This window comes from Halobacillus litoralis (assembly GCF_004101865.1).
Taxonomy (GTDB): domain Bacteria; phylum Bacillota; class Bacilli; order Bacillales; family Halobacillaceae; genus Halobacillus; species Halobacillus litoralis_A.
Genome location: NZ_CP026118.1, coordinates 197911 through 212298, shown reverse-complemented (window position 1 = coordinate 212298; position 14388 = coordinate 197911). Strand labels below are relative to the sequence as shown.

Sequence of the window (14388 nt, the reverse complement as noted above, 5' to 3'; positions counted from 1 at the left end):
GTTGATAGAAAAGGATGTGATGAGGATGTTAGACAAACTTAGACAATGGAATAGTTTAGAACAGCAGCCTCCGATTTCAGAAGTCGAGGCTCTTCGATATATAAATAAACATACAGTGGAGGAGAAAGAACTGCAAGCACTCCTCTATGTAACACTGGCGTATCACCGAATACGCAGACATCCTGGACAGGACCTTCTTGCAGACCAGTTCATTGACGAAGCAAGAGTATTGGACACGACGCATTCGCTTGTGACAGAATTATACGAATCCAAACAGCTGATGCAGGCTTATACTATGCTGAAAAACACCCCGCTTGAGCAGTGGATTCTTCACGAAACAGATCATGATTCGGCAAAAGGAAAGAAAGCAAAATCCATTCATGAGGATGTAAGCTACCTTAAGAATCAATGGGATGAAGAACTTGCTAACAAAACCATTATCGATGCATCCAGTCGATTGAAACTATATCAAGATGTTTATGATGAATTATCTGAACTGGATTCAATATTGGAAGAAGCGATCGCTTCGATTGAAAACCGTCGAATCCGCATCCCTGTCAAAGAAATAAATGATCGTACAAGGAGATTATCCGATAACCAGGATGAAATATATAAACGGCTGCCTGGATTTTTAACCGATCAATCTTACAGCAATCCATTAGAAGCTTTCGATCAAATGGTCGGGCTTCACGACGTCAAAACCTATATCAGACGCTATTATCACTTTTTAAGATATCAGCAGCAACGGAAGAATTTCGGTTTTTCGATGGTGGATGAGCCTGGTTTACATATGATCATTACGGGTAATCCTGGCACGGGTAAAACTACAATCGCTCGGTTACTTGCCAACATATATCATGAGCTGGGAATTTTGGAAACTAAAGAAGTCATCGAAGTAAATCGGTCACATCTCGTAGGTTCTTATGTAGGGCAAAGTGAGGAAAATACGATGAATTATGTCAAACAAGCGATCGGAGGAGTTCTCTTCATTGATGAAGCCTATAGCTTGAAAAGGGAAGGACAAACAGGAAATGACTATGGTCAAGCTGTTATTGACACCCTTGTTTCTGCGATGACAAGTAAGGAATATGGTGGGAAATTCGCTGTGATTTTGGCAGGCTATCCAGAGGAAATGAGGCAATTTCTCTGGTCCAACCCAGGCCTTCGTAGTCGTTTCCCTGAACAGAATCATATCGAGCTCCCTGATTATCAAATGAGTGAATTGATGTCGATTGCTGAGCAGACAGCCATCGACAATGATTTCTTTTTTACTGATCAGGCATTAATAGAATTCGCCTCTCTAATCGACCGGGAGCGGGTAGATGATTCATTCGGTAATGCAAGGACTGTGAAGAACTTAGTGATGAAGACTGTATTTCAAAAAGGGGCACAGGAAGCGGAAAGGGATAAGCATCATTGGCTTGATCATATGCGTATTGATATAGGCGACCTGGAATGGGAGAAGAAAGTTGACCAGGAAGGGTATTCACCAATGGAGCGGTTAGATGAATTGATCGGCCTTCACAATGTGAAAGCAGAAGTCCGTAAGCTATCTTCTTTCGTACAGGCCCAGCAAAAAAGGAAAGAAAATGGATACCCGGTGGTTCCGATTCAGCTTCATTCAGTATTCTCTGGAAATCCTGGTACAGGAAAAACGACCGTGGCCGAAATTTATGCAGATGTTTTAAAAGAGTGTGGTTTATTGAAGCGGGGCCATACCGTAGTCGTTTCCAGGAGTGATCTGGTTGCAGGATATGTCGGTCAAACCGCGATTAAGACCAAAAGAAAAATCAGAGAGGCTTTAGGCGGCGTTCTTTTCATTGACGAAGCTTATGTGTTATACAATGGCGGCCGTGATGATTTTGGAAAAGAAGCCATTGAAACCATTGTGGATGAGATGACAAAACATAATGAGAATCTTGTTGTCATCCTAGCCGGGTATCAGCATGAAATGGAACAGTTAGTCGAAAGCAACCCAGGGTTATCTTCCAGATTCAAAAAGTATTTCCATTTTCCTGATTACAATGAAGAAGAGTTGCTTGAAATGACTCATTATCAAGCGAAACAATATGGGTATCATTTTAATGAATGGGCTGAATCCTTCCTGTTAGAAAAATATACCGCACACCGTGTTCGTGGAAATGGCCGATTCATCAATAATTTAGTCAATGAGGCGATACAGTTCCAGGCGATCAGAATTTTGGAAAATGAAGAAGCTGATATGAATGAACTGGAGCTCGTAGATTTAGAAAAAGCATGGAATATGGTCCGAAAGGAGTCTTAATACATGAAAGTCGTAGAAACACCAATTCAAGTAAGGTACCAGGAAACAGATATGATGGGTGTAGTTTATCATGCGAACTATCTCGTTTGGTTTGAAATAGGGCGTACTGCGTTCATTGAGGGCTTGGGGTTCAATTATTCGGAAATTGAAAAAAAAGGGGTGTTTTCTCCGGTCGTTGATGTGGCAGTGAGTTATAAGAAACCCGTGCGTTACGGGGATGAGGCTACCGTCAGAACCTGGGTGGAGACCTATGATGGCTTGCGTGTATCGTATGGTTACGAGGTCGTCTTAGCTAATGGGGATATTGCTGTAAGTGGTGAAACCAAGCATGTCATCGTAAAGAAAGAAAACTTCAGGCCTGTGTCGATCAGAAGAAATTTCCTGGATTGGCATGAAGCCTATTTATCAGCGATGGAGTCTGATTCATAATGGCTTTTGGAGTGAAGAGAGCAGAGCTGAATACTTGGAAAGAACTAGTCAAAGCAGGGGAAATCGCTATTTTGACACATTTCTGGTTAGATGAACGCTTCCCGGGGTGTGATACGGTGACGAAGGTCGGTTGTGCAGATTTGGATAAGTTGGAAAAGTGGGGGAATAAGCACAATTTGGAGGCAGCATGGATACATCACGACCCTTACTATCCTCACTTCGATTTATTCGGTGATAGACAATACGAAATATTAGTGAAAGAAAACTGTTGGAATCATATTGAGCGGTTTCGTCTGGATAAAAAATAAGACGCCTGAGCGGCGTCTTATTCTTTATAGTCAAAGGCAGGTTCTTTCCACTTCTGGTCAAAATGGACTTCTAGTGAATGGCCATCAAAATACCATTCATCATCTGCTTCAATAAAGTAACGGATGTTCCCTACTTCAGTTTCAGCAATCGGCTCGGCAGGATCTTCCAGTTTGATCGCCAGCGAAAATCCAGGCTGCAAACCACCGACGCCACCGTAACGGACGTAGAATCTAAGGTCTTTATTTTCATCGATATCCAATTCTTCTTCATACCATTGTGCTGCTTCTTCTGTTACAGATAAATTCATAACCTCAACTCCTGTCTGTACAAATGGTCGCACTTTATGTTGTATCCTAAATCTGCCTCCAGTAAACCTGATTTTAATAATGTGTACTATACTTTACTGCAGGATTTCTCACGTAAAATGCTATAACTATGAATACATCAAACAAACTCTCTCAGGAATAAAGCCTGAAATCCCGACCTTCACACATTAGACAGTACTCAGCACTTTTATCACATCAGCTAAATATAGTCGTGAATAAAGAAACATCCTGAATCATTAATCAGGATGTTTCTTTATGACCTTTTTTAGGAGGGACAGGGTCGAACCCTCCCTTGTGGAAAGGGTGGCATTTCATTATTCGTATTAATGTAAGGTGAAAACCTTTGAAAAAACCGAATCGTTGGAATGCTTCCAAGCCATACGCGGAACAAGTCGGCTGGAAGCGGCAAGATGGCGGAAAAAAAGGGCTGATGCCTTTTCTATAAAAAGTGATTAAGGCGATCATTACATGTTTCATACTCTTCCCTTAGAGAATTTCCTGTTTTTTATCATAACTAAGCGTTGCCACTGCATCATGTAAGTGGATGGATTCTTCGTTGCGACAAGTGACAGTGAATGACTCGACAAATTCATATTCATACAAATCAGCTGCGACGAGCCGGACGATATCTTCCACAAAACGAGGATTTTCAAAGGCTTGCTCTGTCACCATTTTTTCATCCGGCCGTTTTAACACAGGGTGGATGCGAGCGCTGGCATTGCTTTCTGCTGCTTCTAATAAAGCTGATTTCCAGTCTTGCTCCTGTTCGTCGAAATCGTCTGTAAGTTTAACACACATGGTGACATTTCCCCGTTGGTTGTGAGCACTGTACTCACTGATTTCTTTGGAACAAGGACAAAGAGTCGTGATCTTTCCAGTCAATGTCACCGTTACATCATGGCCGGTCTCTTGATCGTATTCCACTCTGATAGTTGCATCGGCATGGTTCATCCCGGCAAGGTCAGAATAGGGGCCTTTCCTTTCAAAGAACCATGGGAATGTCACTTCAACTTCTGCATCTGTCTGTTTCAGGCGTGCAGCTAGTTCTTCCGTAAAGCCTTTCAATGTTTCTATATCGATGGCAAAACCTTCGTTGTGATATTTATCCAGTTGTTCAGTGAAACGGCTCATATTCGTGCCTTTACTTCCTTTCGCAATCGAAGAGCCAAAGGAAAATGTCCCGATTGTCGTTTGAATCTGGGGTGTCAAACCGCTTGGTATACGGATCGGGTGTTTGACGTTTGAAATACCGACCATATCGATATCAAAAAGGAAATCTTTTTTTGAATTCTGAAGGTCGGCCATTCTATCTTTTTCTACCGGCTTTGTACGTGGACCAGGATCCACCGAGCCGAATAATTTATGGCGTTCTTCTTTAGAAGGTAGTTGTTTGATTTGATTCAGTTCTGTTTTATTCATAGCAAGAACTCCTTTCAGGCCTTCTCTAAGTCAAATTATACAATATGTATTTCTTTTTATACAATGGAATGCTTGTGTGGTGTACTTTTATAGAATGCTCCATAAAAGCAAGCCTATCCCGGTTAAGGATAGACTTGTTTCACATTATGATGGTAAGCTCTTCGGCCTACATCCATGTGATTTTCGGTTCTGTTTTGTTGATGATCCGTTTGATGTTGGAACGATGTCTATAAATGACAAAAATAGTGAAAAGTGTAATGATAAGAGTCAACCCGTAATCCTCAACAATCAGTGTCGCAATAATACCAATAATCCCACTGACCATGGATGACAGGGATACGTATTTGCTGAAATATAAGATAATGAAAAATGATAGAATTAATATTATGAAAATGACTGGATTGACACCGAGTATGACGCCACCCGATGTTGCTACAGCTTTCCCGCCTTTGAAATTTGCGAAGATCGGGTACATATGACCGACGACAGCAAAGATTCCGACTACAAGTGGGATGACATCTGCTCCTGCAAAATAGGGAAGAGCAGCAGCGGCTGTGCCTTTCAATATATCTGCAGTTGTTACAATCAAGCCGGCCTTGATGCCTAAAACACGGAAGGTATTCGTGCCTCCCAAATTACCGCTCCCGTGTTCGCGGATGTCCTTGCCGTAGCCTGCTTTTCCTACGATCAACCCAGACGGGATGGAGCCGAGGAGGTAGGCGATAATGATATAAAGTACGTATTCCAATGGGTTCATCTCCTTCATGTCTTTATTCTAGTCTATCATGAGCTTATTTGATAAAGAACTGATAATTTATTTCTCTTTACTAGATTAAAATAGGGGGTGACTTACATAAATGATGAGCATCTATCTGAAATTAAGCAATTTGAATTGGTAAATTTTCTATTTTTGAACAATATAAGAATGCAGGAAAGAGAAACACTCCTTCATCCATGTCCATTTGGAAGTGATATCAGTATAATAAAACATCTCATATCGCACCTCCGCAACATCTCTTAATTATATCAATATAAAGGATAGTGACAAGGGATTTCTTGTCATCTGTATAAAGGTTTTGATAGAAGAATTTGTTCGGGATTCGCCTCCTGCATTATTTCACGAGAAGTGGCATGTTTATAAAGGGAGGTTTCGAAATGTCGGAATGGGGTTATATAAAAATGATCTGTTATTTTATCGCTTAGGGGGAAGAAGATGATTACGTTCACTGATGTGACAAAAACATATCCAGACGGGACGACAGCTTTGAAAAACATCGATTTGGAGGTGCAAAAAGGAGAGCTGCTTACTTTAATAGGACCAAGTGGATGCGGAAAAACGACAATGATGAAGATGGTAAACCGCCTCATCCATCCAAGCGCAGGGACCATTACTATACATAATAAAGATATTAGAGAATATAACATTCACGAATTACGCTGGAATATTGGTTATGTATTGCAGGAAATTGCACTTTTTCCGCATATGACGATTGAAGAAAATATTTCGATTGTCCCTGAAATGAAAAAATGGAAGAAAAAAGACTTGACGAAGCGGATCGGCGAGTTGATGGAAATGGTAGGTCTTGAACCGGAGAAGCATCGAAAAAGAATGCCTAGTGAGCTTTCTGGTGGTCAACAACAGCGGGTGGGGGTCATCAGAGCTTTGGCCGCAGATCCTGATATCATCCTCATGGATGAACCATTCAGTGCTCTTGATCCTATCAGCCGTGAACAATTGCAAAAAGACATCCGGCAGCTTCAACAGGAAATACAAAAGACCATCGTTTTTGTGACACATGACATGGATGAAGCGATGGCTCTCGGGGACCGGGTGTGCCTAATGAAAGAAGGGGAGGTCATTCAGTTAGACACCCCGCAAAATCTAATTCTGAAACCTGCTAATTCGTTCGTAAAAGACTTCATAGGAAGCAGGAAAACACCTTGGCAAACTGCTGTCGATGTGATGGTTGATCAAACGAGGAATAAAATTTCCACTATAGAAGATTATGAGAGTGGGCTAATTCCAGAAAAAGGGACCTATGTTCTGAATGGTAACGATGAGACATATGCCGGAGCAGTGGAAGATGGCAAGAGAGTGGAGTTACCTCCTCTTCAAAATGGAATGATCCTTAAAGAGGCGGTCAATATATTTGAAGAGACAGGGCATCGGGTGCTGCCTGTCATGAAAGGTGAACGTCTGATCGGGACGCTCTCTTACAGGGATATTGTGCTATACCTCAAGGAACATTCCAGACAGGAAGATGAGGTGGTGCAAAAATGATTGGTTTCATCAATGTTTTCATGCAAAGACAAAACGTCCTTTGGGAAAAGATATGGGAACACTTACAGATTTCGATCATTGCTTTAGTGATCGCCACTCTTATTTCAGTTCCGCTCGGTCTTTTGTTGACGAGAAAACAAAAGGTTGCAGAGCCGATCATCGGTGTAACAGCTATATTGCAGACCATACCCAGCTTAGCAGTTTTAGCTTTCCTGATTCCGTTTTTCGGAATCGGTCAAACACCTGCCATTATCGCACTGGCAGCTTATGGTCTTTTACCTATTTTACGAAACACATACACTGGAATCAAGGAAGTCAATCCAGCTTTGCAGGAGGCAGCTACGGGGATGGGAATGAATTCATTCAGGCGTCTTTCAAGAGTTGAACTCCCCTTAGCTATGCCTGTTATCATGGCAGGTATCCGGACTTCTATGGTACTGATTGTTGGAACGACCACCATTGCTGCTCTTATAGGGGCAGGAGGACTGGGGGATCTGATTCTGTTAGGGCTGGATCGTGGAGGAGATGTGAACCTCATTTTACTAGGGGCTATTCCAGCGGCATTATTAGCCATTATACTTGATCTCATTCTGCGTCTTTTTGAACGTACTTCGGCCAAATCAGGATTCAGGTCGTTAGTCAGTCTACTGGTAATTGCAGCTTTGATCGCTGTCGGGCCGTTAGCGTTTGGCGGAAAAGTGAAAAACGATTTGACACTAGGGGCTAAGTTAGGATCAGAACCAGCGATTCTCATCAATATGTATAAATTACTGATTGAAGAAGATACAGATTTAAGTGTCGGTTTAAAACCGAACTTAGGCAAAACGGATTTGGTCTTCAGTGCTTTGGAAGAAGGAAGTATTGATATCTATCCGGAATTTACTGGTACAGCTATCGTTTCATTATTGGACGAGCAGGCAGAAAGCAATAAACCTGATGAAGTGTATCAGCAAGCGAAAAGTGGCATGTCCGAAACTTATGATATGGCTTTCCTTGAACCGATGCAGTTCAATAACACTTATGCTGTAGCGACGACTCAAGAGCTTGCTGAACAATACGAGCTAGAAACGATCGGTGATCTGAAGCGGGTGGAAGACCAAATAACAGCTGGTTTCACTTTAGAATTCAATGATCGTCAAGATGGATATCAAGGCATGAAAGAAGTGTATGACCTTAATTTGGGAGAAGTCCGTACGATGGATCCCGGCTTGCGCCAAGGTGCCATTTCAAGTGGAGATGTAGATGTCATTGATGCCTATGCTACGGCTGGATATATGGTCGATTTGAATTTGAAAGTCTTAGAAGATCCAGAAAATCTCTTTCCACCTTATCAAGGGGCACCGCTCATGAGACAGGAAACGTTAGATCGTTATCCAGAGATTGAAGATGTTCTGAATCAGCTGGGCGGTAAGATTACTGGAGACCAAATGAGGGAAATGAACTATGCCGTTGATTTTGAAGACAGGTCTCCTGAAGAAGTAGCTCGTGAGTTTCTCATCGAGGAAGGTTTGATTGAAGAATAGGAGGGATATGATGGCTTTTCAAAACCCATCCAACGAGGAAATAAAAAAAGTTTTAGCGGAATCGAAAACGATAGCGGTAGTCGGTTTATCAGACAAACCTCACCGCACTTCATATCAAGTAAGCGAAGCAATGCAGGCTGCAGGTTATAAAATCATTCCTGTCAATCCGACAATTTCTGAAGCTTTGGGCGAAAAGGCAGTCAGCCGATTAAGTGACATCGACGAGCCGGTTGATATCATCAATGTCTTCCGGAAGTCTGAACATTTACCGGAAGTAGCCGAGGAAGCGAAAGAGATTGATGCGAAAGCATTTTGGGCACAGCTGGGCGTCTTTCATAACCAAGCTTATGAAACGTTGAAGGATAGTTCTAAACTTGTCATCATGGACGTTTGCATCAAAGTTGCACACTCGATTTATCGTTGAAAAACTGCATTTTTCTTAAAAAAATCCCTGTTCATTCAGGGGTTTTTTTATGTTTTTTGGAAGATTTATGTTTGCGAAACCCTATAAAATCGCTACAATATAACAAGCGATGTTTTTTTGAACGTTTACACAATCGAACGTTTGTTCTATCATTGAAGTAGTTGATGTAGAAAGAGAAAGGAGCCGATGGTAAATTGTCGAATCAAAATCAAACCTATTCAGATGATTCCATACAAGTACTAGAGGGATTGGAGGCAGTGCGGAAGCGGCCCGGAATGTACATCGGGTCGACGGACCATCGCGGACTCCATCATTTGGTCCATGAAATTGTTGACAATGCGATCGATGAAGCATTGTCTGGATTCGGCCAGCAAATGACTGTCAAGCTCCACAAAGATGGAAGTGTATCGGTTCAGGACGAAGCCCGTGGAATGCCGACGGGGATGCATAAAACCGGTAAGCCGACACCTGAAGTCATCTTGACCGTTCTTCACGCTGGAGGTAAATTCGGTCAGGGAGGATACAAATCCTCAGGTGGACTTCATGGGGTTGGAGCATCGGTCGTCAATGCTTTATCCGAATGGTTGGAAGTCCATATATGTAGAGATGGAGAAAAGTTTTACCAGAGATTCGAGAACGGGGGTGTAGCTGTAACATCTCTTGAAAATAAAGGGGCTACTAGGAAAACGGGGACAACGATCCGGTTCAAGCCCGATCCTTCCATATTTTCAGTGACCAAGTTCGATTTCGAAACCCTTTCTGAGCGATTAAGGGAAGCCGCATTCCTTTTAAAAGGCTTTCGGATCATTCTGATAGATGAACGGAAAGAAACCGTGAGAGAAGAATATCAATACAACGATGGCCTCGAGTCCTTCGTCAGTTACTTGAACGAAGAAAAAGATACGCTGCACCCAGTTGTTTCTTTTGAAGGAAATCACGGGGATATTGAGGTCGATTTCGCATTTCAATTCAACGATGGTTTTGCCGAAAATATTCTTTCCTTTGTGAATAATGTCCGTACAAAAGATGGCGGAACCCATGAATCCGGAGCAAAAACGGCTATCACTCGGATTTTTAATGATTATGCCAAACGGGCGCAGTTGCTAAAAGAAAAGGATAAAAATCTTGAAGGAAACGATATCAGAGAAGGTTTTACAGCCATAATATCAGCAAGAATACCTGAAAATCTCTTGCAGTTCGAAGGTCAAACGAAAAGTAAACTGGGGACATCCGAAGCGCGTTCAGGAGTCGATGGTGTCGTAGCTGAACAACTCTCTTATTTCCTGGAAGAAAACCCTGACACAGCCTCTATGTTGATTAAGAAGGCCATCAAAGCGAAAGAAGCCCGGGAAGCGGCTCGTAAAGCCCGTGAGGATGCCCGCTCGGGAAAGAAAAAGAAACGTAAAGATTCATTGTTGAGCGGTAAGCTGACACCTGCTCAATCTAAGAATGCGCAAAAAAATGAGCTGTATTTAGTCGAGGGTGACTCAGCTGGCGGGTCAGCGAAACAGGGGCGGGATCGCAAGTTTCAGGCTGTTCTCCCGCTGAGAGGAAAAGTCATCAACACAGAAAAAGCGAAAATTGCGGATATATTCAAGAACGAGGAAATCTCTACCATTATCCATACGATCGGTGCAGGTGTGGGAGGAGACTTCACCCTTGAAGACTGCAATTACGATAAAATCGTGATTATGACAGATGCCGATACAGACGGCGCTCATATTCAAGTCCTGCTCTTGACTTTCTTTTTCCGGTATATGCGGCCGTTAGTGGAGGCAGGTAAAGTATTCATCGCTCTTCCACCACTATACAAAGTATCCAAAGGTAAAGGAAAGAAAGAAAAAGCAGAATATGCCTGGGACGAAGAAGGCATGCAGAAAATTCTTAAAGAGTTTAAAAATGGTTATTCGATCCAACGTTATAAAGGTTTAGGTGAAATGAATGCAGATCAACTCTGGGAGACAACGATGAATCCAGAGTCGCGTACATTGATTCGTGTTACTATCGATGATCTTGCACGTGTAGAACGTCGTGTTACGACATTGATGGGGGATAAAGTTGAACCTCGCCGTAAATGGATTGAATCCCACGTCGCTTTCGGTCTTGAAGACGAAGCGAATATTTTAGAAAACGACAAAATTCAATCGTAAAAGGGGGACCTCCTGTTGGCTGAGGCAGAAAAGTTTTTAGATTTACCATTAGAGGAAGTTCTCGGAGACCGCTTCGGGAGATACAGTAAATATATTATTCAAGAACGTGCTCTTCCGGATGTCCGGGACGGGCTGAAACCCGTGCAGCGCCGTATTTTGTATGCGATGCACCATGAAAAGAATACCCACGATAAGGCTTATCGTAAGTCTGCGAAGACCGTCGGTACAGTTATAGGTAATTATCACCCGCATGGTGATACATCTGTCTATGATGCGATGGTGCGTTTGAGTCAGACGTGGAAAGTCCGTAAATCGTTAGTTGAAATGCACGGGAACAACGGCAGTGTGGATGGTGATCCACCTGCTGCTATGCGTTATACGGAAGCAAGGCTTTCAGCCATATCTTCCGAACTGCTTAGAGATATCGAGAAACAGACCGTCGAATTCATCCCTAACTTTGATGATACTCAAGAAGAACCTACCGTGTTACCAGCGAAATTTCCTAATTTACTCGTAAATGGTTCAACAGGGATCTCCGCTGGTTACGCAACAGAGATTCCTCCTCATAATATCGGGGAAGTCATCGACGCCGTAATCATGAAAATCGATAAACCTGCAGCAGAAGTCTCTGAATTAATGACGAAACTGAAAGGACCGGACTTTCCGACGGGTGGCATTATCCAAGGTGTCGATGGGATCAAGAAGGCTTATGAAACCGGTAAAGGGAAAATTGTCGTGCGTGGGCGTGCGGAAATCCAGCAACAGCGCGGTGGACGTGAACACATTGTGATTGAGGAGATTCCATTTGAAGTCAACAAAGCAAGTATGGTCAAACGCATGGACGAACTTCGTATCGACAAGAAAGTGGAAGGAATCACTGAAGTCAGAGATGAGACAGACCGTACAGGCATGCGTGTGGTCATTGAGTTGAAGAAAGATGCGAACAGTGAAGGTGTGCTCAATTACCTTTACAAGCACACAGATCTTCAGATTTCTTACAATTTCAATATGGTAGCGATCCATGACCGCACTCCGAAACTTTTAAGTTTACCGATGATGCTGGACTCTTATATTCAACACCAGAAAGAGGTTGTAACAAGACAGTCGATTTTTGATTTGAATAAAGCGAAGAAACGTGCCCATATCGTCGAAGGTTTGATGAAAGCCATCTCCATTTTGGATGATGTCATTACAACGATCCGTGGTTCCAAAGACAAAGCGGATGCTAAACAGCAGCTAATCGCCAAGTATGACTTCACCGAGGAACAATCAGAAGCGATTGTGACATTGCAGCTTTATCGCTTGACGAATACAGATATTACAGCACTGCAATCAGAAGCGGACGAATTGCAGAAACAAATCGATTACTTAGAGAAGTTATTAGCTAGTGAACGTGAAATGATGAAAGTCATAAAAGCTGATCTCCGTTCGATGAAAAAACAATACAATGATGAACGGATGACAAACATCGAAGATGAAGTCCAAGAGCTGAAGGTCGATCTTGAAGTGACCGTCGCAAGTGAAGAGGTCTTAGTTTCAGTTACGAAGCATGGGTACATTAAACGGACAAGCCTGCGTTCGTATGCAGCTTCGAATGGAGAAGACTTTGCCTTGAAAGATGGTGATCATCTCCTTCGTTTATATGAAATCAACACAACTGATACCATTCTTTTATTTACGAACCTCGGCAAGTATCTGTTTTTACCCGTTCATAAACTTCCTGATATACGGTGGAAGGACTTAGGACAGTATATTTCAAATATAGTCCAGGTTGAAAAAGATGAGTATATAGTGGAAGCCATACCGGTAAGGGAATTCAAGGATGATCAATACCTTATATTCTTCACGAAAAACGGAATGGTCAAGAAGAGTGACTTGAAGCTGTATCAAGCTCAGCGTCATTCGAAAGCCCTTGTTGCGGTTAATTTGAAAAAAGATGATGAAGTCGTCGATGTCCACCTCACAGGAGGCAATTCAGAACTGTTCATTGCTTCGAATAAGGCTTATGGTCTTTGGTATCATGAAGAAGAAGTCAACACAGTCGGCCAACGAGCTGCAGGTGTAAAAGCGATTACTTTGAAAGAAGGCGAAGAAGTCGTATCAGGCCAAGTGTTTAACGCTTCTGAAGATCCTTCAATTCTGATTTCCACACACAGAGCAGCAGTTAAACGGATGCGCTTGAAAGAGTTCGAACGGACGACACGCGGAAAACGGGGAGTAATCATGCTGAGGGAATTGAAAAAAGATCCTCACAGACTGATTGATGTGCATCTCGTTCAACGTAATGATCAAGTACTTCTCATGACAGATAAGGAAGAAACCGTTGAAGTCAATACGATGGATTTCAAAGTGAATGATCGTTACAGTAACGGATCTTACGTGTTGGATACAGAACAAAAAGGCAAACTGGTTGAAGCCTGGATCAAACCTGGTTATGAAATTCCTTTTGATACAGAAGCGAATGAATCAGACTGAAATCAAGAAGCGGCCCTTCACAAGGGCTGCTTTTTTTACGTTGTATTTTCAGAAAAATGTGATAAAATGAATGTATATTCAGCAGAAGGGAGTTGATGTATGAGTGATTTGAAGGAGAAGATCATACAGACATCCTTAGAATTATTCGACCAGCAAGGTTTCCACGGGGTTACGGTCAATCAAATCGTGCAGGCGTCCAATACATCTAAAGGCGGTTTTTATCACCACTTTCAATCAAAAGACGAACTACTATTTGTCATCCATGATACGTTCATTACATATGTCTTGAAAGAAGCTCATGCCGCCAACGTCATCCACACCTCCCCAATACCTAAAGTCCAGGCGATTATCCAGGCGTTTGTCCAGGTATTTGATTTATATAAACCGCATATCTCGGTTTTTTATCAGGAAAGCCTTTACTTAAAGCCCGCCTATGAGGAAAAAATCAAAGGTAAAAGAGATGAATTCAAACGGATGATCTTTCACGTCATCAAGGAGGGTCAGGAGGAAGGATACTTCCGTAAAGAATTACCTGTTGAAATTACAGGCATGGCGATTTTGGGTATGGTCAACTGGATTTACAAATGGTATAAGCGTGAAGGCAGTTATACGATCAATCAAATCGCAGAAGTTTTTACCGATTTGGTTCTGCATTTTTTGCTGCCGGGTAGAGTAGATGAAGATTATTTGAATCACATGCTTAAAGTTCCTTTTTTTTACGAAAGCGAGTAAACGCTTTCATTATTTTTAGAAGTAAAACAGACCAAC

13 protein-coding genes are annotated in these 14388 nt (G+C 42.3%); 9 read left to right on the top strand and 4 right to left on the bottom strand.

Features of this window, described 5'->3' with window-relative positions:
* Window positions 1-25: 25 nt before the first annotated feature.
* The 3 genes from HLI_RS01115 to HLI_RS01105 are packed head-to-tail and all read left to right on the top strand — an operon-like array spanning window position 26 to window position 3021.
* Window positions 26-2284, top strand: coding sequence for an AAA family ATPase (locus HLI_RS01115; protein WP_128522661.1), 2259 nt, complete (start codon window positions 26-28; stop codon window positions 2282-2284).
* 3 nt (window positions 2285-2287) lie between these two features.
* Window positions 2288-2713 (top strand): acyl-CoA thioesterase, encoded by a 426-nt coding sequence (locus HLI_RS01110; protein WP_128522660.1) that lies wholly within the window; start codon window positions 2288-2290, stop codon window positions 2711-2713.
* The gene (locus tag HLI_RS01105; RefSeq protein ID WP_128522659.1) at window positions 2713-3021 is read left to right on the top strand and encodes a hypothetical protein; all 309 of its coding nucleotides are present in this window, start codon (window positions 2713-2715) and stop codon (window positions 3019-3021) included. Before HLI_RS01110 ends, HLI_RS01105 begins: the two co-directional genes overlap by 1 nt.
* A 17-nt stretch (window positions 3022-3038) precedes the next feature.
* Here the strand turns inward: HLI_RS01105 and HLI_RS01100 are convergent, their stop codons facing one another.
* From HLI_RS01100 to plsY, 4 genes are all read right to left on the bottom strand, one after another.
* Window positions 3039-3329, bottom strand: a complete 291-nt coding sequence (locus HLI_RS01100) for a HesB/YadR/YfhF family protein (protein WP_128522658.1) — start codon at window positions 3327-3329, stop codon at window positions 3039-3041.
* 259 nt (window positions 3330-3588) lie between these two features.
* The gene (yidD, locus tag HLI_RS01095; protein WP_128522657.1) at window positions 3589-3825 is read right to left on the bottom strand and encodes a membrane protein insertion efficiency factor YidD; all 237 of its coding nucleotides are present in this window, start codon (window positions 3823-3825) and stop codon (window positions 3589-3591) included.
* A gap of 9 nt (window positions 3826-3834) precedes the next feature.
* On the bottom strand, window positions 3835-4767 hold the full coding sequence (gene folE2, locus HLI_RS01090) for a GTP cyclohydrolase FolE2 (RefSeq protein WP_128522656.1): 933 nt from the start codon (window positions 4765-4767) through the stop codon (window positions 3835-3837).
* Between the two features lie 166 nt (window positions 4768-4933).
* Window positions 4934-5515 carry a glycerol-3-phosphate 1-O-acyltransferase PlsY gene (gene plsY, locus HLI_RS01085; RefSeq protein ID WP_128522655.1) on the bottom strand — a complete coding sequence of 194 codons (582 nt, stop codon included), beginning with the start codon at window positions 5513-5515 and terminating at the stop codon, window positions 4934-4936.
* Between the two features lie 465 nt (window positions 5516-5980).
* Between plsY and HLI_RS01080 the strand changes: the two genes are divergently transcribed.
* The 6 genes from HLI_RS01080 to HLI_RS01055 all read left to right on the top strand — a co-directional run bounded on the left by HLI_RS01080 (window position 5981) and on the right by HLI_RS01055 (window position 14352).
* Window positions 5981-7048, top strand: a complete 1068-nt coding sequence (locus HLI_RS01080; RefSeq protein ID WP_128522654.1) for an ABC transporter ATP-binding protein — start codon at window positions 5981-5983, stop codon at window positions 7046-7048.
* Complete coding sequence (locus tag HLI_RS01075) at window positions 7045-8571, top strand: ABC transporter permease/substrate-binding protein (RefSeq protein WP_128522653.1); 1527 nt, start codon at window positions 7045-7047, stop codon at window positions 8569-8571. Before HLI_RS01080 ends, HLI_RS01075 begins: the two co-directional genes overlap by 4 nt.
* 10 nt (window positions 8572-8581) lie before the next feature.
* On the top strand, window positions 8582-8995 hold the full coding sequence (locus HLI_RS01070; protein WP_128522652.1) for a CoA-binding protein: 414 nt from the start codon (window positions 8582-8584) through the stop codon (window positions 8993-8995).
* A gap of 194 nt (window positions 8996-9189) precedes the next feature.
* On the top strand, window positions 9190-11145 hold the full coding sequence (gene parE, locus HLI_RS01065; protein WP_128522651.1) for a DNA topoisomerase IV subunit B: 1956 nt from the start codon (window positions 9190-9192) through the stop codon (window positions 11143-11145).
* 15 nt (window positions 11146-11160) lie between these two features.
* The gene (gene parC, locus HLI_RS01060; RefSeq protein WP_128522650.1) at window positions 11161-13620 is read left to right on the top strand and encodes a DNA topoisomerase IV subunit A; all 2460 of its coding nucleotides are present in this window, start codon (window positions 11161-11163) and stop codon (window positions 13618-13620) included.
* A 99-nt stretch (window positions 13621-13719) separates the two neighbouring features.
* Window positions 13720-14352 carry a TetR/AcrR family transcriptional regulator gene (locus HLI_RS01055; protein WP_128522649.1) on the top strand — a complete coding sequence of 211 codons (633 nt, stop codon included), beginning with the start codon at window positions 13720-13722 and terminating at the stop codon, window positions 14350-14352.
* Window positions 14353-14388 lie beyond the last annotated feature (36 nt).